Annotated in this window: 23 protein-coding genes, 1 pseudogene and 1 riboswitch; of the genes and pseudogenes, 17 read left to right on the forward strand and 7 right to left on the reverse strand. The window is 60.9% G+C overall.

All coding sequences use genetic code 11. The features are described from left to right. Nucleotides 1-176 precede the first annotated feature (176 nt). From RWJ89_RS31615 to RWJ89_RS31675, 13 genes are all read left to right on the forward strand, one after another. Complete coding sequence (locus RWJ89_RS31615) at nt 177-2,078, forward strand: ABC transporter substrate-binding protein (RefSeq protein WP_316031966.1); 1,902 nt, start codon at nt 177-179, stop codon at nt 2,076-2,078. A gap of 67 nt (nt 2,079-2,145) precedes the next feature. Next, entirely contained in the window at nt 2,146-3,150 is a 1,005-nt protein-coding gene (locus tag RWJ89_RS31620; RefSeq protein ID WP_003543481.1) for an ABC transporter permease, read from the forward strand. A gap of 6 nt (nt 3,151-3,156) precedes the next feature. Beyond that, nucleotides 3,157-4,014, forward strand: a complete 858-nt coding sequence (locus RWJ89_RS31625; protein WP_168268754.1) for an ABC transporter permease — start codon at nt 3,157-3,159, stop codon at nt 4,012-4,014. A gap of 16 nt (nt 4,015-4,030) precedes the next feature. After that, nucleotides 4,031-5,053, forward strand: a complete 1,023-nt coding sequence (locus tag RWJ89_RS31630; protein WP_410056125.1) for an ABC transporter ATP-binding protein — start codon at nt 4,031-4,033, stop codon at nt 5,051-5,053. Next, nucleotides 5,050-5,940 carry an ABC transporter ATP-binding protein gene (locus tag RWJ89_RS31635; protein WP_221946039.1) on the forward strand — a complete coding sequence of 297 codons (891 nt, stop codon included), beginning with the start codon at nt 5,050-5,052 and terminating at the stop codon, nt 5,938-5,940. The genes RWJ89_RS31630 and RWJ89_RS31635 overlap by 4 nt, the downstream gene beginning before the upstream one ends. A gap of 106 nt (nt 5,941-6,046) precedes the next feature. Continuing rightward, nucleotides 6,047-8,263 (forward strand): primosomal protein N', encoded by a 2,217-nt coding sequence (locus RWJ89_RS31640; RefSeq protein ID WP_316031967.1) that lies wholly within the window; start codon nt 6,047-6,049, stop codon nt 8,261-8,263. Nucleotides 8,264-8,343: 80 nt separating this feature from the next. Continuing rightward, nucleotides 8,344-8,733, forward strand: a complete 390-nt coding sequence (locus tag RWJ89_RS31645) for an AGROH133_08824 family phage infection protein (protein ID WP_168283381.1) — start codon at nt 8,344-8,346, stop codon at nt 8,731-8,733. 255 nt (nt 8,734-8,988) lie between these two features. After that, nucleotides 8,989-9,555, forward strand: coding sequence for a F0F1 ATP synthase subunit delta (locus tag RWJ89_RS31650; RefSeq protein WP_222061779.1), 567 nt, complete (start codon nt 8,989-8,991; stop codon nt 9,553-9,555). Next, a complete protein-coding gene (gene atpA, locus RWJ89_RS31655; protein ID WP_168265461.1) occupies nt 9,555-11,084 on the forward strand; it encodes a F0F1 ATP synthase subunit alpha in 1,530 nt (509 codons plus the stop codon). Before RWJ89_RS31650 ends, atpA begins: the two co-directional genes overlap by 1 nt. Before the next feature lie 28 nt (nt 11,085-11,112). After that, a complete protein-coding gene (locus RWJ89_RS31660; protein WP_131663229.1) occupies nt 11,113-11,997 on the forward strand; it encodes a F0F1 ATP synthase subunit gamma in 885 nt (294 codons plus the stop codon). A gap of 23 nt (nt 11,998-12,020) precedes the next feature. Further along, nucleotides 12,021-13,457, forward strand: a complete 1,437-nt coding sequence (atpD, locus tag RWJ89_RS31665) for a F0F1 ATP synthase subunit beta (RefSeq protein ID WP_003543464.1) — start codon at nt 12,021-12,023, stop codon at nt 13,455-13,457. Beyond that, the gene (locus tag RWJ89_RS31670) at nt 13,457-13,696 is read left to right on the forward strand and encodes a hypothetical protein (RefSeq protein ID WP_003543462.1); all 240 of its coding nucleotides are present in this window, start codon (nt 13,457-13,459) and stop codon (nt 13,694-13,696) included. The genes atpD and RWJ89_RS31670 overlap by 1 nt, the downstream gene beginning before the upstream one ends. After that, nucleotides 13,696-14,103, forward strand: a complete 408-nt coding sequence (locus tag RWJ89_RS31675; protein ID WP_131663230.1) for a F0F1 ATP synthase subunit epsilon — start codon at nt 13,696-13,698, stop codon at nt 14,101-14,103. The genes RWJ89_RS31670 and RWJ89_RS31675 overlap by 1 nt, the downstream gene beginning before the upstream one ends. 154 nt (nt 14,104-14,257) lie before the next feature. Here RWJ89_RS31675 and RWJ89_RS31680 read toward each other — a convergent pair whose 3' ends face one another. The 7 genes from RWJ89_RS31680 to RWJ89_RS31710 form a co-directional block, all read right to left on the reverse strand. After that, the gene (locus tag RWJ89_RS31680) at nt 14,258-14,995 is read right to left on the reverse strand and encodes a sugar transferase (RefSeq protein ID WP_316031968.1); all 738 of its coding nucleotides are present in this window, start codon (nt 14,993-14,995) and stop codon (nt 14,258-14,260) included. 167 nt (nt 14,996-15,162) lie between these two features. After that, nucleotides 15,163-16,383: an acyltransferase family protein gene (locus RWJ89_RS31685; protein ID WP_316031969.1), complete on the reverse strand. Its 1,221-nt coding sequence runs from the start codon at nt 16,381-16,383 to the stop codon at nt 15,163-15,165. Nucleotides 16,384-16,504: 121 nt separating this feature from the next. Next, a complete protein-coding gene (locus RWJ89_RS31690) occupies nt 16,505-17,515 on the reverse strand; it encodes an ABC transporter substrate-binding protein (RefSeq protein ID WP_168283383.1) in 1,011 nt (336 codons plus the stop codon). A 76-nt stretch (nt 17,516-17,591) separates the two neighbouring features. Next, nucleotides 17,592-18,395, reverse strand: coding sequence for an ABC transporter ATP-binding protein (locus tag RWJ89_RS31695; protein WP_168283384.1), 804 nt, complete (start codon nt 18,393-18,395; stop codon nt 17,592-17,594). After that, nucleotides 18,392-19,198, reverse strand: coding sequence for an ABC transporter permease (locus RWJ89_RS31700; protein ID WP_168283385.1), 807 nt, complete (start codon nt 19,196-19,198; stop codon nt 18,392-18,394). Before RWJ89_RS31700 ends, RWJ89_RS31695 begins: the two co-directional genes overlap by 4 nt. Nucleotides 19,199-19,209: 11 nt before the next feature. Then, the gene (locus RWJ89_RS31705) at nt 19,210-19,818 is read right to left on the reverse strand and encodes a YkoF family thiamine/hydroxymethylpyrimidine-binding protein (protein ID WP_221946035.1); all 609 of its coding nucleotides are present in this window, start codon (nt 19,816-19,818) and stop codon (nt 19,210-19,212) included. Further along, a riboswitch (TPP riboswitch) is annotated at nt 19,809-19,922 on the reverse strand. Its footprint overlaps the gene before it by 10 nt. A gap of 162 nt (nt 19,923-20,084) precedes the next feature. Beyond that, nucleotides 20,085-20,684, reverse strand: coding sequence for an NADPH-dependent FMN reductase (locus tag RWJ89_RS31710; RefSeq protein WP_077977810.1), 600 nt, complete (start codon nt 20,682-20,684; stop codon nt 20,085-20,087). An 82-nt stretch (nt 20,685-20,766) separates the two neighbouring features. Here RWJ89_RS31710 and soxR point away from each other — a divergent pair, with 82 nt between their 5' ends. From soxR to RWJ89_RS31730, 4 genes and pseudogenes are all read left to right on the forward strand, one after another. After that, the gene (gene soxR / locus RWJ89_RS31715) at nt 20,767-21,231 is read left to right on the forward strand and encodes a redox-sensitive transcriptional activator SoxR (protein ID WP_168283387.1); all 465 of its coding nucleotides are present in this window, start codon (nt 20,767-20,769) and stop codon (nt 21,229-21,231) included. 111 nt (nt 21,232-21,342) lie between these two features. Next, nucleotides 21,343-22,113 (forward strand): SDR family NAD(P)-dependent oxidoreductase, encoded by a 771-nt coding sequence (locus RWJ89_RS31720; RefSeq protein WP_168283388.1) that lies wholly within the window; start codon nt 21,343-21,345, stop codon nt 22,111-22,113. A 26-nt stretch (nt 22,114-22,139) separates the two neighbouring features. Further along, nucleotides 22,140-22,304: pseudogene (locus RWJ89_RS31725) on the forward strand (ArsR/SmtB family transcription factor); the annotation flags it as partial. 191 nt (nt 22,305-22,495) lie between these two features. Beyond that, nucleotides 22,496-23,389: a LysR family transcriptional regulator gene (locus RWJ89_RS31730; RefSeq protein WP_003543441.1), complete on the forward strand. Its 894-nt coding sequence runs from the start codon at nt 22,496-22,498 to the stop codon at nt 23,387-23,389. Nucleotides 23,390-23,395 lie beyond the last annotated feature (6 nt).

The following is a 23,395-nucleotide window of genomic DNA, read 5'->3' on the forward strand; positions in this document are numbered from 1 at the left end:
CTGGCAAAATTATCAGTTGCCGTTTCTCAAAAAATTGTCGATAACTGCGGCGTGAGTTCGCTCGCCGCCGAGGAGTGCATGTGCCCCGGGCACGTGCAGGTGGGGTTCGCTGGACGCTATCGTCAATTGATTACGGGAAGCGCTCGCCGTGGCGAGTTGAGGAGGAGGAACATCCGATGAAGTTCCGTAAATATGCAGCCATTGCCTTATTGTCGCTCGTGGCCCTTCCGGCATTTGCTCAGGATTTCATTGCCGGCATACCGCGCAACGAAACGCTGATCATCCAGGGCACGCCGCAGCAGAACGCCGACTGGTTCAACGTCTGGGCTCCGGGCGGCGGGGCGGCGGCAAACATCAACGGCCTGCAGCAGCTGACCACCGATACGCTGTGGTTCATCAATCCAGAGGGCGGCAAGGATGCCTGGCAGAATGCGCTGGCCAGCGAACCGCCGAGCTACAATGCCGATTTCACCGAGATGACGGTGAAATTGCGCAAAGGCATCTTCTGGAGCGACGGTGTCGAATTCACCAGCGACGACGTGGTCTATACGGTGCAGACGCAGATCGATCATCCCGGCATGGCCTGGAGCGCGCCCTTCACCGTCAATGTCGAGAGCATCGAAAATCCGGATCCGCAGACGGTCGTCTTCCATCTGAAAAAGCCGAACTCGCGCTTCCACACGCTGTTCACCGTGCGCTGGAATGCTGCCTGGATCATGCCGAAGCACGTCTTCGAGAAGGCCGCAGATCCGCTGTCCTTCAACAACAATCCGCCGGTTTCGCTCGGGCCCTACCAGCTGCAGAGCTATGACAAGGGCGGCAACTGGACGATCTGGAAGCTGCGCGACGACTGGCAGCGCACGTCGATCGGCCTGGCTGCGGCACAACCGCCTGAGGTCAAATACGTCGTCTATCGTGCGGCCGGCAATCCGGAAGCTCGCGTCATCGAACAGCGCAACCACAATCTCGACGTCATCAACGACATGGCGCCCGAGGGCATGTTCTCGATCATGCGCGACAGCAAGAGCACGGCCTCCTGGCTAAAGGGCTTTCCTTTCGCGCATCCGGACCCGACGCTGCCTTCCGTTCTCTTCAATACGAAGAAGGCGCCCTTCGACAGCAAGGACGTGCGCTGGGCTCTCGCTCTGCTGATCGATATCCGCGAAGTGGCCCTCGGCTCCTACCGCGGCGCGGCCAATATCGCCGCCCTTGCCACGCCGCCGACGGGTTCTGCCCCGGACGATTATTATGCACCGATGCAGGACTGGCTGACGAATTTCGAGCTCGACACCGGATCCCGGAAGATCAAGCCTTACGATCCGAACATCTCGGCGCAGATCGCCAATATGGTGCGCGGCCAATGGGCCGATCAGATCCCGACCGATCCGGCCAAGCTGCAGCGCACATTCGGCTTCGGCTGGTGGAAGAAGGACGCTGAGGCTGCAACCGAGCTGCTGCAGAAGGCAGGCTTCAAGAAAAGCGGCCGCCAGTGGGTGAAGCCAGACGGCACGCCCTTTACGATCCGCCTGCAGGTGGAAGGCGATGCCATCCCGACGCTTGCCCGCGCCGGCACGGTGATTGCCCAGCAATGGTCGCAAGCCGGCATCGCCACCAAGGTCGATGTCGCCGGCCCGACCAATGGCCAGCGTCTCAGCACCGGCGATTTCGAGGCGGCGATCTACTGGAGCATCGAGACCTGGGGCGGTCATCCCGACCTCTCCTTCTTCCTCGACAGCTATCATTCGGAGTTCATCAAGCCGGTCGGGCAGATCCAGCCGCCGCGCAATCTGCAGCGCTGGCAGGATCCGCGTCTCGACCAGATCATCGAGCGCAATCGGTCGATCGCCTTCGATTCGCCCGATGTCGCCAAGCTCGGCCAGGACTTCCTGAAGCTTGCCGTCGAGGAAATGCCGATGATCCCGCTGATGGCCTACAACAAGTTCGCACCCCTCGATACGACCTACTGGACCAACTATCCGAGCGCCGACAATCCCTATTCGGCCTCGGGTCCGAACTGGTCGAACATTCGCTACATGGTGGTCGGGCTGAAGGCCAATCCGGATGCGCCGAAGCCTTGATCGAGGCACAACAAAGGAAACAGCCGGCCGCCGGCTGTTTCGGTTCTGCTATTGAAAGGTCGATGTCATGAACGGCTTTCTGATCTATGCGGCAAAACGCTTTCTGCAATTTCTCTTTGTGGTCTTCACCGGCATCACGCTGGCCTTCCTGATCGCGCATTTTTCGCCGGTCGATCCGATCGAGCAGACCGTATCGCTGTTGACGAGCTTCGGCTCCACCGATCCGCAGGCCGTCGAAATCCTCCGCGAATCGCTGCGCGAGCTCTACGGCACCGGCGGCCCGCTGCTGGAGCAGTATTTCACCTTCTGGGGCCGTGTGCTGACCGGCGATTTCGGCCCGTCGCTTTCCTCTTTTCCGACCCCCGTCATGACCGTGATCGGCCGGGCGCTGCCCTGGACGGTCGGGCTTCTGACGCTCGCAACGATCATTTCCTGGATCATCGGTAATTTTCTCGGTGCGCTTGCCGGCTATTTCCGCAGCAGCAAGCTGCTGAAGGTCGCCGGCATCGTCATCATGGCGCTGCAGCCGATCCCGACCTACATCATCGGTCTCAGCCTGGTGATCCTCTTCGGTTTCATCTGGCCGATCCTGCCGATCAGCGACGGCGCGCAGGTCAATCTCGCGCCGGCCTTCAACTGGGCCTTCATCAGCTCGGTGATCGAACACGGCATCCTGCCGGCCCTGACCCTCGTGCTCGTCGGCATCGGCGGCTGGTTCATCTCGATGCGCTCGCTGGTTTCCAACATCGTCACCGACGATCACGTCGTCTATGCCGAGCTTGGCGGCGTGCGCTCGCGCAGCATCTTTTCGCAATATGTGGCGCGCAACGCCATGCTGCCGCAGGTCACCGGCCTGGCACTCAGTCTCGGCAACGTCTTCGGCGGCGCCGTCATCGTCGAGTTCGTCTTCAATTATCCAGGGATCGGCAAGCTTCTGATCTCCGGCATCTATTCCGGCGATTACAGCCTCGTGCTCGGTGTCACCACAATCGCCATCATCGCGGTTGCCGCCGCGGTCTTCGTGATCGACATCATCTATCCGCTGATCGATCCACGCGTGAAACTGGGGTAATCCGTGATGTTCAAAGTCCTCAGAGACCTGCTGCGCTACAACAAGGAGTTCCTGCTCGGAACCATCCTGATCTCTATCATCCTGGCGCTGATCGTGGCGTCGTTCTTCTCGCCCTATGACGAGAATGCTATCTATGTCGTCGCGCCCGACATGCCGCCTTCGGCCGAATTCTGGCTCGGCACCACCTCGCGCGGCCAGGAGGTTTTCTGGCAGATCGCCGCCTCGATGCGCAATACGCTGTTCTTCGGTATCATCGTCGCCTTCGTCAGCCGCATCATCGCCATCGCCGTCGGGCTGATCTCCGGCTATATCGGCGGCCGGACCGACCAGATCATCATGGCGGTCAACGATACGCTCGGCGCACTGCCGAACATTCCGATCCTGCTGCTTCTGGTCTTCGTGCTCCGCGACCAGATGACGTGGTTCATGCTGGCGATCACCGCAGCGCTGCTCGGATGGACGCACGACAGCCGCCTGATCCGGTCCGTCGCCCTGTCTCTCCGTCAGCGGGAATTCACGCGGCACGCGGTCTTCTCGGGCATGCGCACACGGCAGATCCTCATCCGCGAACACCTGCCCTATGTCATGCCGATCGTCTTCTTCACGACGATGAACAACATGATCTGGGCGATCGGTCTCGAGGTAACGCTCTCGGTGCTCGGATTTTCCGACATCAACCGGCCGACGATCGGCGGCATGATCTACTGGGCCAATGCGCATTCCGCGATGGTATCGGGCATATGGTGGTGGGTCGCTTTTCCGATGCTCTTCGTCGTCATCCTGTTCCTCGGCCTATTCATGCTCGCCATGTCGGTGAACGAATATATCGACCCGCGCTCGCGGCTCGCCCGCATGGGAGCTTGAGGAGATGCAGAACCTGATGAGGACGCAGCCTTTGACCCTTGCCGAAAACGCCACGGACGCGCTGACGATCGACAGGCTGAAATGCTATTACGTCAACGACTATTTCGGCGTGCGGCGGGAGATCCGTGCAGTCGACGATATCAGCCTGACCATCCGCAGGAACGAGATCTACGGCATTGCCGGCGAATCCTCGAGCGGCAAGACATCGCTGATCAAGACGCTTGCCGGCGCCATCCGTCCGCCGATGCGCGTCGTCGGCGGAACGGTGAAATTCAATTTTGCCGACGGGCCGATCGATGTCTATGGCGAACCGAATAAGATGAAGGCGGCACGCTGGCGTCACCTTTCCTACATCATGCAGGGTTCGATGAACGTGCTGAACCCGGTCAGAAGGGTCAAACACGCCTTCACCGATTTCGCCTCCCGCCATATCAACCTCGATCCCGCCGGCTTCCGGGCGCGCGTCGAGGCGCACCTTGCCAGGCTGCATCTCGATCCGCATGTGCTCGAGGCTTTTCCGCACCAGCTTTCCGGCGGCATGCGCCAGCGTCTGACGATTGCTCTCGCCACCGTCTGCGAGCCGGAATTCATCATCGCCGACGAGCCGACGACGGCGCTCGACGTGCTCGTGCAGCAAGACGTTCTGGCGCTGATCAAGGAAGTGCAGGCCCGCATGCAATCCTCGGTCATTTTCGTGACCCACGACATGTCGGTGCATGCCGCCATCACCGATCGGCTGGCCATCATGTATGCAGGACGGCTGGCGGAGGAGGGGCCGACGCAGGCGATCTTCGACAATCCCCAGCATCCCTACACCGTCCATCTGATCGGCAGCTTGCCGCGCATTGGCGACGTCTCGACGCGGAAGAGCCTCAGGGGCAAGCCGCCGGCACTTTCGGATCCGCCTTCGGGATGCCGCTTCCATCCACGCTGTCCGATCGCGATCGACAAATGCGCACGTGAAGTGCCGGCCATGCTGCCGAGCGCCACGGGAGGAAGGGTCGCATGCTTCCGTGCCGGGGAGTATCAGATCCAATGAGCAGTAATTTCCTTCTCGAACTCGACCATGTCACCAAGCTCTTTCCGATCGGCGGTTTCTTCTCGCGCGAAAAGATGAAGGCGGTCGATGATGTCAGCTTTGCCCTTGCCGCCGACAAGCCCGAGATATTCACGATCGTCGGCGAATCCGGCTCCGGAAAATCGACGCTGGCGAAGATGATCCTCGGCAGCGAAAAGGCCGATCGGGGCAGCATTCATTTCGACGGTACGGATGTGAAGGCGGTACGGTCCCGCAGGGATCGCGAAGCCTTCATGGCCAAGGTCCAGCCGGTCTTTCAAAATCCGTTCGAAGCTTTCAATCCGCTGACGCGGATCGACGAGTATCTGCTGGCCACCGCCCATCGCTTCAAGGGAGCAAAGAGCCGCGCCGAGAAAGAGGCGCTTGCCGACGTTGCCCTCCAACGCGTCGGCCTGTCGATGGCGGAGATAAAGGGTCGCTTCTCACACGAGCTTTCAGGCGGCCAATTGCAGCGCATCGCCGTCGCCCGTGCGCTGATACCCGAGCCGAAGCTGATCGTGGCGGACGAGCCGGTCTCGATGGTCGACGCATCGCTGCGCATGTCGATCGTCAATCTCTTCCGCGATCTGCGCGATGCACTCAACGTCTCGATCGTCTACATCACCCATGACCTTGCGACCGCCTATTACATTTCCGACCGCGTGGTGATCATGCGCAAGGGCGTGGTGGTGGAGAGCGGCGATGCCAGGGACGTGCTGGAACATCCGAAACATGCCTATTCGATCGCGTTGAAGAACGCCGTTCTGCCGCCCAACCCGCGCGAGGCATCGGCGATCCTGCGCCTGCGGCAACGCAATGCCGAGACAAGTGAAGCCACTTCCGGCAGTGGCGACCGCCTTGCCAGGTGAAGCGCAATTTTTGAGCTTCACTGTTTAAATCGTCGCGGCGACCTGGAACGCGTCGCTCCGTCTTTGCGGTTCCAATTCCATCGATTTGCGGGCATGGTCTCGCGCAATGAGCACAGATTCGTCCGATCTCTTTGGCGCGCTTTTCGAGGCACCGCCCGCGAACCGAACGGTTCCGGTGCTGGTGCCGATGCCGGCGCCGAAACCCTATTCCTATTCGGTGCCGGATGGCATGGCGGTCGAGCCCGGCTCGGTCGTGCAGGTGCCGCTCGGCCCGCGGCAGGTGATCGGCGTCGTCTGGGACGGCGGCGAGGACGGCGTCGATCCGAAGAAGCTTCGGCCGATCAGCCATGTCTTCGACTGCCCGCCGCTTGCCAGGGAGATGCGGGATTTCATCGATTGGGTGGCGACCTATACGCTCTCGCCGCCCGGCCTAGTCGCCCGCATGGCGCTGCGGGCGCCGAACGCCTTCGAGCCGGAACCGATGGTGGAAGGGTTGAAGCTGGTTGGCGGCGAACCGGAGCGGATGACGCCGGCGCGCGCCCGGGTCCTCGCTACCGCCTCCGACGGTTTTTCCTGGACACGCAGCGGTCTTGCCCATGCGGCAGGTGTCTCGACGAGTGTCGTCGACGGGCTGATCACGCTGGGCATCTTCGAGACTGTATTCCTGCCGCCGCCGCCGGTCGTAGCGATGCCGGATCCGGATTTTGCCGCAGCACGTCTCGAAGGGCCGCAGAACCAGGCGGCCGAAGAGATCGTTTCCGATGTCCGCAGATGCGAATTTTCGGTGTCGCTGATCGACGGGGTGACCGGTTCCGGCAAGACAGAAGTCTATTTCGAGGCGATTGCCGAGACGCTGAAACGCGGCAAGCAGGTGCTGATCCTGCTGCCGGAGATCGCGCTGACGGCCAGTTTCATGGAACGCTTCCAGGACCGCTTCGGGGCAAAGCCGGCCGAATGGCATTCCGATCTTGCGCCGCGCATGCGCGAAAAGGTCTGGCGCCAGGCGGTGACCGGCGAAGTGCGCGTCGTGGCGGGCGCCCGCTCGGCGCTCTTCCTGCCCTTCGAGGATCTCGGCCTGATCATCGTCGACGAGGAACACGATCCCGCCTACAAGCAGGAGGATCGCGTCTTCTACAATGCTCGCGACATGGCCGTCGTGCGCGGCCGCATCGGTGATTTTCCCGTCATTCTGGTGTCGGCGACGCCGTCGGTCGAAAGCCAGGTCAACGGCCAGAGCGGACGCTACAGCACCGTCCACCTGCCGACGCGTTTCGGCGATGCGGCGATGCCGGACCTGCATCTGGTCGATATGCGCAGGCACGCGCCGGAGCGGGGCGGCTTCCTGTCGCCGGTGCTGATCCGGGCGATCGGCAAGACGGTGGAAAAGCGCGAACAGGCGCTGCTGTTTCTCAATCGGCGCGGTTATGCGCCGCTGACGCTCTGCCGGGTCTGCGGCCATCGGTTCCAATGCCCGCAATGTTCGAGCTGGCTGGTGGAGCATCGCTTCCGCAAGCAGCTGCAATGCCATCAATGCGGCCATGCCGAGCGCACGCCGGAGGCGTGCCCGGAATGCGGCACGCTCGACCATCTCGTCGCCTGCGGGCCAGGCGTCGAGCGCATCGCCGAGGAGGTGGAACGGCATTTCCCGGAGGCGCGAACGATCGTTCTCTCGTCCGATATCATGGGCGGGGTGAAGCGGCTGCGGCTGGAGCTGGAAGCGATCGCCAAGGGCGAGGCCGATATCGTCATCGGCACCCAGCTTGTGGCCAAGGGCCACAACTTTCCGCTGATGACGCTGGTCGGCATCGTCGATGCCGATCTCGGCCTCGCCAATGGCGACCCGCGCGCCGCCGAGCGCACCTTCCAACTTTTGTCGCAGGTGACGGGCCGGGCCGGGCGCACCGGCCTCAAGAGTCATGGGTTGCTGCAGACCTACCAGCCGCAGCATCCTGTCATGCAGGCGATCGTTTCCGGCGATTCCGACGCTTTCTACGAGCGCGAGATCACCGAACGCGAACGCGCCCTGTTGCCGCCCTTCGGCAGGCTCGCCTCGATCATCGTTTCGGCCGAAACCCGCCACGACGCCGAAAACCACGCGCGCGGCATGCGCAACGCCGCGCCGCAGGTGTCGGGCATCTCGGTGCTCGGCCCGGCCGAAGCGCCGCTCGCGCTGGTGCGCGGCCGCCACCGCTTCCGTCTATTGGTGCACGGCCGGCGGAACTCTGACATGCAAGGGTTCCTGCGGGCGATGCTGTCGCAATCGCCCAAAGAGCGCGGATCGGTGCAGGTGCAGCTGGATATCGATCCGCAGAGTTTTCTCTAAATCAAATAAGGCCGCCATTCCCTCCTTTTTCGGCGCATGCCATAAAACACTGATTCATCCGGGTGATTTGGGGCTGACGCATGGAGTTTTACTTTCCGACCGAGTTTGGCGAGCAGCTTGCCTTTTGCTCCGCCGCTTTCACGGCGCTCGCCGGCTTCATCATGATGTTCGCGCCGGGCCAAACTTTCCGTCTTCTCGGTCTGCAGGCGCAGGAGGGGCGGCCGGAAGGCTTCGGCGAGGGGCGCTCGATGGGCGGTTTCTATCTCGGCTTCGGGCTGTCGGCGATCATGCTCGCCCAGGACTGGATCTATATGGCGCTCGGCGCCTCCTTCGCGATGGCTGCCTTTGCCCGCGTCATCTCGATCCTGTCCGATAAGGGGAGTAATCTCGTCAACTATTTACTCCTGGTTGTGCAGATCGCTTTGGCGGCGCTACCGCTGCTCTACGTTTTCGGCTTCATCCAGACGTGACTCTCGCTGCCGGCAGACGGCGTCTTCGGCCTGCTTTCAGGCCATTGCGCGATTTTGCAGACAGAAATTCATGTGAAAGGCGTATTCGGGCATTACGCGTGTTGCGAGTCCGAACATCCTATGTTAGACGGACCCCGAATTTCGGAAGAAGCAAGAGGCTTCTCTTGTGATTTCTGGGGGAAATCAAAACGAATTCAAGATCATAGGTTCGGCGCCCGCCGAGAGCCGGATTTTGGGTTGAAATCAGGGAAATTTGTGCCAGTGGCAGACACGTCCCAGCTTACTTCTGGTGTTGCAGAGCGCTATGCCTCGTCGCTTTTCGAATTGGCGCTCGAGCAGGGCGCCGTCGATAGCGTCACCGCCGATCTTGACCGTTTCCAGGCGATGCTGGATGAGAGCGCCGATCTGAAGCGCTTCGTCGCAAGCCCGGTTTTTTCCGCTGAAGACCAGCTGAAGGCGATCGTCGCCATCAGCGAGAATGCCGGCATCAGCGGTTTCTTCGCCAATTTCCTGAAGGTCGTGGCGCGTAACCGCCGCCTGTTCGCCCTGCCGGGCATGATCAAGGCCTTCCGCATCATCGCCGCGAACCATCGCGGTGAAATCTCCGCCGAGGTCACCTCGGCGCATGCGCTTTCGCAAGCGCAGGAAACCGAATTGAAGGTGGCACTCAAGAGCGTTACCGGCAAAGACGTGACGATTGCCGTCACGGTTGATCCGTCAATTCTTGGTGGTCTGATCGTGAAGGTCGGGTCCCGTCAGATTGATACGTCTCTTCGTACCAAACTCTCTACCCTTAAGCTCGCATTGAAAGAGGTTGGCTGATGGATATCCGCGCCGCGGAAATTTCCGCAATTCTCAAAGACCAGATTAAAAATTTCGGCAAAGAGGCAGAAGTCTCGGAAGTCGGCCAGGTTCTCTCCGTCGGTGACGGTATCGCTCGTGTCTATGGTCTGGACAATGTCCAGGCCGGCGAAATGGTCGAGTTCCCGGGCGGCATCCGCGGCATGGCGCTGAACCTCGAATCCGACAATGTCGGCGTCGTCATCTTCGGCTCCGACCGCGACATCAAGGAAGGCGACACCGTTAAGCGGACCGGCGCCATCGTTGACGTTCCGGTTGGTCCGGAACTGCTCGGCCGCGTCGTCGACGCGCTCGGCAATCCGATCGACGGCAAGGGCCCGATCAATGCGACGCGCCGTTCGCGCGTCGACATCAAGGCTCCCGGCATCATTCCGCGCAAATCGGTTCATGAGCCGATGTCGACCGGCCTCAAGGCCATTGACGCGCTGATCCCGGTCGGCCGCGGCCAGCGCGAGCTGGTCATCGGCGACCGCCAGACCGGTAAGACTGCGATCCTTCTCGATGCCTTCCTCAACCAGAAGGCTATTCACGACAACGGTCCGGAAGGCGAAAAGCTTTACTGCGTCTACGTCGCCATCGGCCAGAAGCGTTCGACCGTCGCACAGTTCGTCAAGGTGCTCGAAGAGCGCGGCGCGCTGAAATATTCGATCATCGTCGCCGCCACTGCTTCCGATCCGGCGCCGATGCAGTACCTGGCCCCGTTTGCCGGCTGCGCCATGGGCGAATACTTCCGTGACAATGGCATGCATGCGCTGATCGGTTACGACGACCTGTCCAAGCAGGCCGTTTCCTACCGCCAGATGTCGCTGCTGCTGCGCCGCCCGCCGGGTCGCGAAGCTTATCCGGGTGACGTTTTCTACCTGCACTCGCGCCTGCTTGAGCGCGCTGCGAAGATGAACGATGACATGGGCGCCGGTTCGCTGACGGCTCTGCCGGTCATCGAAACGCAGGGCAATGACGTTTCGGCCTTCATTCCGACCAACGTGATCTCGATCACCGACGGCCAGATCTTCCTTGAAACCGACCTGTTCTATCAGGGTATCCGCCCGGCCGTGAACGTCGGTCTGTCGGTTTCCCGCGTCGGTTCGTCGGCACAGATCAAGGCGATGAAGCAGGTTGCCGGCTCGATCAAGGGCGAACTCGCCCAGTATCGCGAAATGGCCGCCTTCGCCCAGTTCGGTTCGGACCTTGACGCTGCGACACAGCGCCTGCTGAACCGTGGTGCACGCCTGACCGAACTCCTGAAGCAGCCGCAGTTTTCGCCGCTGAAGACGGAAGAGCAGGTCGCCGTGATCTTTGCTGGCGTCAACGGCTATCTCGACAAGCTGCCGGTCGCTTCGGTCGGCAAGTTCGAGCAGGGCTTCCTCTCATATCTGCGTTCGGAAGGCTCTGCCATCCTCGACGCGATCCGCACGGAAAAGGCAATCAGCGACGATACCAGGGGCAAGCTCACCGCTGCTCTCGATAGCTTCGCAAAGTCTTTCTCGTAATCAGGCCCTAAGTTAGGACGGATCACGGATGCCTTCACTTAAGGATCTGAAAAACCGGATCGCCTCCGTCAAGGCGACGCAGAAGATCACCAAGGCGATGAAAATGGTCGCCGCGGCGAAGCTTCGGCGTGCGCAGGAGGCGGCCGAGGCCGCCCGGCCTTATTCGCAGCGCATGGGTGTGGTTCTGGCGAACATCGCCAAGGCCGTCACCGATGCCGACGGCGCACCGACGCTGATGACCGGCACCGGCCAGGACAAGGTCCATCTGCTGGTGGTCTGCACGGCCGAGCGTGGTCTTTGCGGCGGTTTCAACTCGCAGATCGCACGCTTTGCACGCGAACATGTCCGCAAGCTGCTTGCCGAAGGCAAGACGGTGAAGATCTTCACCGTCGGCAAGAAGGGTCACGACATCCTTCGCCGCGAATTCGCCTCGCTCATCATCGAGCGCAAGGAATTGCGCGACGTCAAGCGCGTCGGCTTCGAGAATGCGGACCAGATCGGCAAGCGCATCATCGAGATGTATGCTGCTGGCGAGTTCGACGTCTGCACGCTGTTCTATTCCGAGTTCAAGTCGGTGATCAGTCAGATTCCGACGGCGCAGCAGCTCATCCCGGCTTCAACGGGAGCTGTGCAGACCGAAGATGCCGCACATGCAGGCGCCGTCTACGAATACGAGCCGGATCCGGCATCGATCCTCGAAGATCTGATCCCGCGCAACATCTCCGTCCAGATCTTCCGCGCGCTCCTTGAGAACGTCGCAGGCGAGATGGGCGCCAAGATGAGCGCTATGGACAATGCGACGCGTAATGCCGGTGAGATGATCAACAAGCTGACGCTGAGCTATAACCGCCAGCGTCAGGCGCAGATCACCAAGGAACTCATTGAAATCATTTCGGGCGCGGAAGCGCTCTGAGGCTAGGAAAAGAGGGTCAGAAAATGGCTGAGGCAGCTACCCCCAAGATCGGCTCTGTCGGCAGAGTCACCCAGGTTATCGGCGCCGTCGTCGACGTTGCGTTCGAAGGCGAACTGCCGAAGATCCTGAACGCGCTGGAAACCAGTAACAACGGCAACCGCCTGGTTCTCGAAGTTGCGCAGCACCTTGGCGAAAATGTCGTCCGTACGATCGCGATGGATTCGAGCGAAGGTCTCGTCCGCGGCCAGGAAGTCGCCGATACCGGCGCTCCGATCATGGTTCCGGTCGGTAACGAGACGCTCGGCCGCATCATGAACGTCATCGGTGAGCCGGTTGACGAAGCCGGTCCGCTGGTCACCGCTCACAAGCGCGCCATCCACCAGGATGCACCGTCCTATGTCGAGCAGTCGACGGAATCGCAGATCCTCGTCACCGGCATCAAGGTCGTCGATCTTCTGGCTCCCTATGCACGCGGCGGCAAGATCGGCCTCTTCGGCGGCGCCGGCGTCGGCAAGACCGTTCTGATCATGGAGCTGATCAACAACGTCGCCAAGGCGCATGGTGGTTACTCGGTTTTCGCAGGCGTCGGTGAACGCACCCGCGAAGGCAACGACCTCTACCACGAAATGATTGAATCGAACGTCAACAAGCATGGCGGCGGCGAAGGCTCGAAGGCGGCACTTGTTTACGGTCAGATGAACGAACCGCCGGGCGCCCGCGCCCGCGTCGCCCTGACCGGCCTGACGGTCGCCGAGCACTTCCGCGACCAGGGCCAGGACGTTCTGTTCTTCGTCGATAACATCTTCCGCTTCACGCAGGCAGGTTCCGAAGTGTCGGCTCTGCTCGGCCGCATCCCGTCGGCCGTCGGTTATCAGCCGACGCTCGCAACCGACATGGGCCAGATGCAGGAGCGCATCACGACGACGACGACCGGCTCGATCACCTCGGTCCAGGCCATCTACGTTCCGGCCGACGACTTGACCGACCCGGCGCCGGCGACCTCGTTTGCTCACCTTGACGCAACGACGGTTCTGTCGCGCTCCATCGCTGAAAAGGGCATCTACCCGGCGGTCGATCCGCTCGACTCCACGTCGCGCATGCTCGACCCGATGGTCGTCGGCGAAGAACATTACGACGTCGCCCGTAAGGTGCAGTCGACGCTGCAGCGCTACAAGGCACTGCAGGACATCATCGCCATCCTTGGCATGGACGAACTGTCCGAAGACGACAAGATTGCTGTCGCCCGCGCCCGCAAGATCGAGCGTTTCCTGTCGCAGCCGTTCTTCGTCGCCGAAGTCTTCACAGGTTCGCCGGGCAAACTGGTTGCTCTGGAAGACACGATCAAGGGCTTCAAGGGCCTCGTCAACGGCGAATACGATCACCTGCCGGAAGCTGCCTTCTACATGGTCGGCTCGATGGAAGAAGCGGTCGAAAAGGCCAAGAAGCTCGCAGCTGCTTAATGAGCGATGCGCTAGACGAGATATTCTGCTGCGACTCCTTGAAAGGGGTCGTGGCGGATCTTCCGGAACCAGCAGCGCCGACCGTCTATCGCGCCGATAATGGCGTGCTGATGATGGTGGTGGGTCTGGTCCAGAGCGAGGAAGGCCTCGGTTATCTCGACCAAGCGATAATGCACTGCCCGTTTTGCGGGACTAAATTGCAAGATGCGAAAGCCATAGCCGAGAAGGTAAGTCACTGATGGCTGACAATTTCAACTTTGAGCTCGTTTCGCCGGAGCGTCTGCTGCTGTCGGAGATGGTGACCGAGGTCGTCATCCCTGCGACTGAAGGCGAGATGACGGTCATGGCAAACCATGCACCGACGATGACGACGATCAAGCCGGGCGTCGTGAGCGTGCGTTCGGCCTCCGGCAAGAAGCAAGACTACGTCGTGTTCGGCGGTTTTGCCGATATCCTGCCGACCGGCTGCACATTGCTTGCCGAATCCGCGGTTCCGGTCGAGGAACTCCAGAAGGACGAGCTGACACGCCGCATCGATGCTGCCCGCCAGGAACTCGAACATGCCGAATTGCATGAGCACAAGTCGAAGCTTGAGCACTTCATCATGGAAATGACGCATCTGCGCGGCGTCGTTCAACAGGATTGATCGCAACCGGTTGCGACGAGATGAAAGGCGGCTGCGACAGCCGCCTTTTTTCATGGTGGGTGGAAGTCCCATCGTAAGCTGGTCATAGCGAGCGAAGAGAAGCGGGTAGCTTGAAATGAAGAAGCGGCCGATAGGCCGCTTTGCCGGGATCGTCTCAGAAGCCGGTGCCGCCGCGCAGCTCGATGACGACCGTCTTGAACAATATCTTCAGGTCGAGCAGCAGGCTGAAATTCCTGACATAATAGATATCGCAGGCGATGCGAGCGCGGGCTGCCAGCGGCCGCGCCGTCGGTCCGCGCCAGCCGCGCGTCTGCGCAAGGCCGGTGATGCCGGGGCGCATGATGTGGCGGTAGTGGTAGTCCGGCACCAGTTCCTCGTAGAGCCGACCGGCTGCCCGCATATTGATGGCGTGGCAGCGCGGCCCGACCAACGACATCTCACCCCTGAGAACGTTGAAAAGCTGCGGCAGTTCGTCGATATTGGTCTTGCGGAGCAGCGCGCCGATGCCCGTCACCCGGCTGTCGCCCTTGACGGTCTGTTGAATGCCGCTCGGGTCGCAAGCTTCCGCGCGCATCGACCGGAACTTGAAGACCGTGATCTTCCGGCCGTTCAGCCCCCAGCGGATCTGGCGGAAAAACACCGGACCACCATCGTCGAGTTTGATGAAAAGAGCGATTGCCAGAAAAAGCGGCGCCAGAACGATGAGAGCGCTGACTGAGGCGACGATGTCGATCAACCGCTTCACGCCCAGCCGCACAGCCATCTTTCTTTCGATAATGGAAAGGCTATCCGGCTGGCGAATGTTGGAGTTCGCTATAACCAGGGTCTTGATTTTGTCGTGACGCTGAGACGGATCGAAGCGTGGATTCGTCTTCGAAGTAAAAGCATTCATTACGCAAGGTCCACAAGTTTATATGCGATACTGAACAACATGGAGACAAATACATGGTCACGTATCGTTTGTCATCGGTATAAATAAGAATTTGATAACCCTAAAGACGCCAAAAATGGGAGTATTCGGCGTTAACCTTAATGCCTGTAGTTGCGATTACCGGAAATTTATACTTTGAAAGGAGTAGCCCGATTGGGTTGACGAGATGTCAGCCGGTTTCCGAAAAGGATCGCCGGTCTTTCCAAGAGGTGGTAGCTGAGGCTTGCGATGAGTAGGATGAGCGCTGCCGCCAGTCCGCAAGATTGCAGCCAGCCGGTGACGACATTTTCAGAGGAAAAGCCGAACGAGCCCCGATCGAGCCTCTGGATCAATAACAGGATGATCTCCTGCCAGATGTAGATGCCAAAGGAGATCTTCGCGATATAGCGTACCGGAGCATTGTCGAGCAGCCTGCCCAGGTGTTGCGAATGGCTGAGCGAAACGAGTGCCGTTGCGACTGCCAGCGGAAAGATTGGAAAGCCGTAGGGGATTTCGAGCCAGCCGTAAGCTTCCGCGGAGCCGCCAAGTGATATGACGAGGCGGTAGGCGGCAATGGCGAGGCCGAGGAGCGCTGCGGCATCGAACCAGGAGGAGCGCCTTCTTGGTAGCATGACCTCGACGCCGGCGGCAAGCGCGCCGAGCGCGAAGACGGCGAAGAAGCCGATCGGATTATATCTCGGCATCCACTCCTTCGCCCCGCCCTGCAGGCCGTACTGCCAGCCGCGTTCGATGTCGTCGAGCGGAAAGACGGTCAGGATCAGCACATGGGCGAGGAGTACGCTCGTGATGACGCAAAGCCAGGCGAAACGGGCAAGCAACGGGCGCTGCCTCAGGAATGGCATACGAAACAGCAGGAGAAAGCAGACCGGCAGGAGCACATAGCTGGTGACCTCGAAGGGAATGGACCAGAGCGGCCCGTCGGCTTCGACAGGAAAAAAGGTGCGCCAATGCCACTGGCTCATGAACAGCAGCCCGGAGACGTAGCGGAGCACAAGCTCAGGCGTTAGCGGCAAGGCAAGCAGCGCCAGGCTGAGCGCGAAGCCGACGGTGGCGGCGAACCAGAAGCCCGGAGCGATGCGCGCCATCCTGCGGATCGCGTAATGCCGCAGGCTGGGCATGTCGCTGCCCATGTCGAGCGCGCGCCAGAAGGGATGGGCAAGAAGAAAGCCGCTGAGGACGAAGAAGATGGCGACGCCGAAATTGCCGAAGCGGAGGATGTTTGCGGTCGGTCCGAGTTCGTCGGGGATTCGACGCATGTCCAGCCGCAGTGCAAAGTGGTGGGCGAGCACCAGCAGACAGGCCGTCGCGCGCAGAAAGTCCGCTCCGGCCAGTCTCTCCTGTTGTCGCATCCTGCCTCCCCACCTTGCCCAGAGCATGATGCCGAAAAGTGTGAGCGGTTTTCGGACGACATCATGCTCCGGTCTCGGATTTTGCAACGGAAAGCCGCGACGGGCAAGGCAGGCGTTGGGCTCAGTCGAGAAGTTCGTTGGTATAATAGGTGGAAAAATCCGGCTTCTCCTTGAGTGCGGCGCCATTGGCATCGACCAGAATGCCATTCTCCATCAGGAAGCCACCAAGGGCCTCGGCCTTTGCCGGGTCGAGCCTACCGATCACGCCGGCCTCGGATTTCAGAAAGTGCCCCTCGATCAATGCCTTCTGGGAGGCCTTCACCAGTTCCGTATTCATCAGTGCGCCGTTGCTTCCGGAGATCAGCAGGTCGCAGGCTTCGTCGGGATGGTCGACGGAGTAGGCATAACCCTTTCGTGTCGCCTGGATGAAGGCGCGGGCGTGTTCCCGACTTGCGGAGAGATAGGCGTCGCTGGAGACGATGACCGTAGTCTGCTCGTCGGGAATGCCATAATCGGAATAGTGGAAGCGGCCGATTTTCCGGTTTTCCAGTTCGGCGGCGATGCCTTCCCAGGTGTAGATCTCCAGCGTGAAGTCGATCGAGCCATTGTCCAGCGCCTCGTAAGCGGAGGTGCCGAGGGTGACGGTCTTGACGTCGCCTTTGCCGCCATCATTGCGGATCATCGCGGAGATCAGCGCGCTCTCCCAGGTGCCGCCAAAGCCGCCATAGGTCTTGCCGTCGAGGTCTTTCGGGCTCTTGATGTCGTCACGTCCGCCCTTGAAGATCAGGCGTGCGGTTTCCGTCTGGACGACGCCGTAGACCATCTTCACGTCACCGCCGCCAGCGCGCTGCGTGAGGGTCTCGATCTCGCTGCTGATGCCGAAATCGGCAACGCCGTTGGACACCAGCGTTCCGGCGCTGGTATCGGCAAAGGGAAGAATTTCGACATCGAGGCCGGCATCGGCATAGAAGCCTTTCTCCTTAGCGACATAGATGCCGATATGGTTGGTGTTGGGCGTCCAGTCGAGCGCGATGCGGACCTTTGCGGGCGCCGATTGGGCGAAGGCGGTGCGGCCGGCGAGGCTTGCCGCGATGGCGGCGAAGATCGTCTGGCGACGGGTGAGAAGCAGCATGGTGACCTCCTCAGGTCTCTAGGGCATGATGCCGAAAAGTGTGAGCTGTTTTCGGACGACATCATGCTCTAACTCTTTAAATTGAACAGGATTCAGATTTTAGGCCGACCGGCCTAAAATCATCCTGTTCTAGCGGATGAAGCAGGGTTTGCAGGATTTCGGTTTCGATCGCCTGGGCCGCCGGCGAGCCGAGATCGGCAATGCTTCTCGGACGGGGCAGAGGAACGCGGAATTCGCGGATGATACGCGCCGGACGAGCCGAGAGCACGTAGATACGGTCGGAGAGAAACACGGCCTCGCGAACATCATGGGTAATCAACAGCGCCGTCCAGCGGTGTTCGGTCCACATGCCCTGCAGCCATTCCTGGATCTGCGTGCGCGTGAGCGCGTCCAGCGCGCCGAAAGGCTCGTCGAGCAGCAGCATGTCCTGGGTCTGAACGACGGTGCGCAGCAGCGCGGCGCGCTGGCGCATGCCGCCTGACAGTTCGGAGGGATAGTGATGCTCGAAGCCTGCGAGGCCGAAGCGCTCGAACAGAGGCGCGACGGCGGCACGGGCCGAGCGGCGGCTCATGCCGCGCACCTCAAGGCCGAGTGCGGCATTGTCGATGATCCGGCGCCAGGGCATCAGCGCATCGCGTTGCGGCATGAAGGCGAAGGAATGCGGCGCCTGTTCCAGCGGCGCGCCCTTGAAGAGCATGGTGCCGGAATCGGGCCGAAGCGCCTGTGTCAGCAATCTCAGTACCGTCGATTTTCCGGAGCCGGACGGGCCGACGATCGAGACGAACTCGCCGTCTGCGACGGCGAGCGAAATATCGCCCAGCACCTTCATGCCGTCGAAGGACTTCGAGATGTTGGTGAGGTCAACCATTGCATCGCTCATCGGCGCGGCTCCCCGGATGGTTGCCAGGGCATGACGAGGCGCTGGATCATCAGCGTCAACCCGAAGAGGCAGAGCGTCAGCACGGCGCTGACGACGACGGCGGCGAGCACGAGATCGGGGCGGAAGTTGTTCTTGGCGTTGAGGATATAGATGCCGAGGCCGCGGGCGGCGCCGGCATATTCGGCAAAGATCGCGCCGACAACGGCATAGGTGATCGAGATCCGCAGGCCGGCAAAGAAATAGGGCAGCGAGGAGGGAAGCCGTGCCAGACGGAAAATGCGCCAGCGGCTCGCCTTCATCGAATTCAGCAATTCGGCGATGTCGCGGTCGGTCGATTCATAGCCCTGCAGCAAGGCGACCAGCAGCGGGAAGAAGGTGACGAGCGCCACCAGCAGGATCTTCGGCAACAGGCCGAAGCCGAACCAGAGGACGACGAGGGGGGCAATCGCCACCAGCGGCAGGGTCTGGCTAGCAATGAAGATCGGCAGCAATGCCCGGCGCATGAAGGGCACGAAATCCATGAGGATCGAGGCGGCGAAGGCGAAGGCAAGCGACAGGGCGAAACCACCGAGCGTCGCGCCGAGCGTCGGCCAGGTGTTTGATATCAGCGCCTCGCGGTTCAGCCAACCCTGGAGGACGATGCGCGACGGCGCCGGGAGGATGGAAGCTTTTATGCCGGAGAGATCGACGTAGAGTTCCCATGCCGCCAAAAAGGCGCAGCCGGCGAGCAAGGCGGGTATGCCCCGGTAGAGAGCGGTGCGGAGCGCGGCAAGGCGCGATCCCGATGGTGATGGCGGTGTCATCAGCGTTCGATTCAGGCTTTCGTCGGGCTATTCGCGGAAACCGTGATGTCGAGGGTCACATGCCCCGCGGGGTCGCCGAAGCGAAAGAAGGCCTCACGAATGGTGGCGAAGACGGCGCCAGCGTCGCCAGAGAGCCTGGTGCAGAAATTCTTGGCGCGGTCGAAGGTGCCGGAGCGCTTCAGAAAGTCGATGCAGCCATAGATCTCGTCCATATGGGTACCGGTTCCCATGACATAGAGCGAGAATTGCGCAGCGGTCGGCTGTCCAGTTTCGGCGGTGATTTCAACGGCGGCAAGTGCGGCTGTTATACGCTCGGCAAGCGGCTCCGCCTGGCCGAGGGAGGGGTTGACGCCGCAGATGGCGTCGTCGGGCTCGCCGGGGCAGCCGCGTGAAACGGCAGCGGACAGCACGCAATGCTCGCCGGTCTTTGTGGCGGCGACGAAAAGATCGTGCATGGCGGCGAAGAGAATGTCAGGCGGGCCGACCAGCAAAGTGGAGATGTCATCGGTCTCGATGCGCAGCCGGTCGCGATAGGGGTCGAGCGCCGTGACGGCATCGAGAATGATGCCGACGAAATTGTCGGACATCGGATAGAGTGACACTTGTGCGCCTGAGAACATCTGAACCTCGCTCCGCTGGCATTACCCAGATCAGCTTTGAAGGGTCCAGAGGCTTGCGCCTCACATCTCAGCCCCGGCAATACGGAGCTCCCCTGTTATTTGCGCGGAAACTACCACCGGGGTTTTCTCCCCGCAACAGCAAAATTGCGAACCCGTCCGTGCGGTCGGAATGAACCGGATGTGAGGGAAAACACCCGGGCGGAGGATCTGCCCGGGTGTTCCCAATGGTTCCGTACCTGCCGGGAACGGAACCGGAGCTTTCTGGCTTATGCGTACGTCTGAAAAGACGCGCGGCGCTCCATGTCGGCATAGGGACGATCGCTGCGGGCGGTGACGAGCGCTTGCGTCCACCATTCCAGCCTCGCCATCATCCGATCGAGCAAACGCATTGTATCGGCGGGATTATCGAGTTGTCCGTCTGGGTCGAAGCGGTTCCAAGGTGCGGCAAAGCTCACCGAATCGCGGATGGTGACGGCGTGGAGTTCGGCAAAGACCAGCCGCAGCTGTTCGACGGCGCGCAGGCCGCCGGATATGCCGCCATAGGAAACGAAGGCGACCGGCTTGCCCTGCCAGGGCTCGAAGAAGAAATCGATGATCGACTTCAACGAGGCAGTGAAGCTGTGATTGTATTCCGGCGTGACGATGATGAAGGCGTCGGCCATGCCAAGCCGTCCTGCGAGCCTGTCGACTTCGGGATGCGCCATGTCACGGTTGGCCGGCAGTGCGAAATCCAATGGGTCGATGATGTCGATATCAAATTGTGGGAAGCGGATGAGCTCCTGCGTCAGCCATTTGACCACCCGGTCGCAGATGCGGCCCTCTCTCGTGCTTCCGTAGATGACAGCCAGCCTGGTGGGTGTTTGCATGCGTCGCTCCTTATTGCGATTGGACTTTACGATTGCAGGAGCAAGGGTTATAAAACCTCAACTAATCTTGAGGTCAAGAGGCATGGATACAATTCCGGCAGTGCCGCTCGGCAAGCTCCTGACGGTCGGCGAAGTGGCGGAGCGCAGCGGCCTCGCCGTCTCGGCGCTGCATTTTTACGAGACCAAGGGGCTGATCTCGAGCATCCGCTCCCGCGGCAATCAGCGGCGCTATGGGCGCGATGTGCTTCGCCGGCTCGGCATCATCAAGGTGGCGCAGCGTGTCGGCATTCCGCTTTCGGAAATCCAGGCAGCGTTCGAGTCCCTGCCGCAAGGACGCACGCCGACCGTCGCCGACTGGCAGACGCTGTCGGCGCTGTGGAAGGATGATCTCGACGCGCGAATCAGGCGGCTTAGCCTGCTGCGCGACCGTCTGACCGGCTGCATCGGCTGCGGCTGCCTGTCGATCGAAAGCTGTCCGTTGCGCAATCCCTGCGACCGACTCGGCAAGGAGGGGCCGGGCGCGCGGCTTCTGGAGACCGAAAACTAACCCCTGTTTTCGCCGGGAAAGATCGATGCGCGCCTTTCTTTCAGTCGGCGCGCTCATATGTTAAGGGCGAATGACACAACCGGCGGCACTGTCCGCGAGGAGGACGGCTTCGTGTTCCATCCCAGACTGTTCGAAAATCGCAATGTCGTGGTGACCGGCGCCGGCCGCGGCATCGGCCTTGAAGTGGCCCGGCAGTTCCTGGACTGCGGCGCGAAGGTGATCGTCCATACCGGGCGCAAGCCGGGACGCGACCTGCCGGATTTCCTGCTGACGGCTGAATCCGAAAGACGGGCGCTGCTGCTTAATGCCGATTTCTCTGCAGTCGGTGGGGCAGCGCAATTTGCCGAGGATGTTCTCGCCTTTTTCGATAAGGTCGATGTGCTGGTCAACAACGCCGGCACCATGCTTGGTCGTTTTCCCGCTGCCACACTCACCGATGCAGAATATGAGGCGGTCGTGCGGCTCAACCAGACATCGGTGGTGGCGCTGACGCGGGCGCTGCTGCCGGCATTGAAGGCGGCTGGTGGTGCTGCCATCGTCAACACCGTTTCGATTTCGGCGCTGACCGGCGGCAGCCCCGGTTCCTCGATCTATTCGGCCTCGAAAGCCTTCGTTGCGACCTATTCCAAGGCGCTTGCCCGTGAGCTTGCACCGGACGGCGTCCGCGTCAATTGCGTGTCGCCGGGAACGATCGAGACGGATTTCCATGAGCGCTATTCCTCTCGCGAAAAGCTGGAGCAGACGAGAAAATCCATCCCCCTGCAGCGGCTCGGCACGGCGGAGGACTGTGCTCCCGCCTATCTGTTCTTGGCGGCTCCCTCGCTCTCGGGCTACATCACCGGACAGGTGGTCGAGATTAATGGAGGTCAGCTTATCTGCTGATTTGTTTGGACGTTTTTTGATATTTCATCCAGCAGGCAATGGTCTCGCAGCAACTGGCGCGGTTAAGGCTCGAAAGCTTGGTCCATACGCGCCGCCAGGGCAGGCTGGTCTATTACAGCATCGGCAATGTCAGCGTGCTTGCCTTTCTCGAATCGCTGTTCGATCTTTTTCCGGCTGCAGAAAACAGTTAGAGCATGATGCCGAAAAGTGTGCGCGGTTTTCGGACGACATCATGCTCTATTTCTTTGATTTAGATCAGAATTCAGATTTTAGGCCGATCGGGCCTAAAATCATCCTGATCTAGAGATCGCCCTTGCGGCGCGCGGCTGCTGCGTCAAAGATGAACTGACCCGGATGATGTCACGCCGGATCGGGAGACCGGATGATCGACAAGCTGGAATTCTTCATCGCCCTTGCCAATGAAAAGCATTTTGGCCGTGCCGCGGAGGAGTGCGGGATCTCGCAGCCGACGCTTTCGGCCGCCATCCGGCAGCTCGAGGATCAACTCGGCGTCATGCTGGTGCAGCGCGGTTCGCGGTTCCAGGGGCTGACGCCGGAGGGGCAGCGCGTGCTCGAATGGGCCAGGCGCATCGTCGGCGATGCCCGCACGATGCGCGAGGAGATGCGCGCCGCGCGCCGCGGTCTTTCCGGCCACATCCGCCTCGCCGCCATTCCGACCGCGCTTGCCATGCTGTCGCGCATCACCACGCCATTTCAGGAGCGCCATCCCGGCGTGACCTTTTCGATCGTCTCGCGGAATTCGCTGCAGGTGCTGAGCATGCTCGAAAACCTCGAAATCGATGCCGGTATCACCTACCTCGAAAACGAGCCGCTCGGCCGCGTTACGACCGTTCCCCTCTATGCCGAGCGCTATAATCTGATCACTGCTGCCGGCAGCCCGCTATCTGATCGCGACAACGTGACTTGGCGGGAGATCGGCGACCTTCGGCTTTGTCTATTGACTGCCGACATGCAGAACCGCCGCATCATCAATCGGCACTTGACGGAAGCAGGCGCCACAGCGCATCCGACGCTCGAATCCAACTCGATGATCGTGCTGTTCTCGCATGTCAGAACCGGACGCTGGGCGAGCATCATGCCGCGCAACGTCGCCAAATCTTTCGGATTTCCAGTGGAAATCCGCATGATCCCGATCGTTGAGCCGGAGGCGCATCATCTGGTCGGCCTTGTTGCGCCTTATCGCGAGCCCTTCACGCCGCTTGTCTCGGCTCTGCTGCATGAAGCGAGAGTGCTCGTGCAAGATGAAGAACTTTGATAGAAA

Origin of the sequence: Rhizobium sp. 10PS4 (assembly GCF_032464805.1) — a bacterium.
Taxonomy (GTDB): Bacteria; Pseudomonadota; Alphaproteobacteria; order Rhizobiales; family Rhizobiaceae; genus Rhizobium; species Rhizobium laguerreae.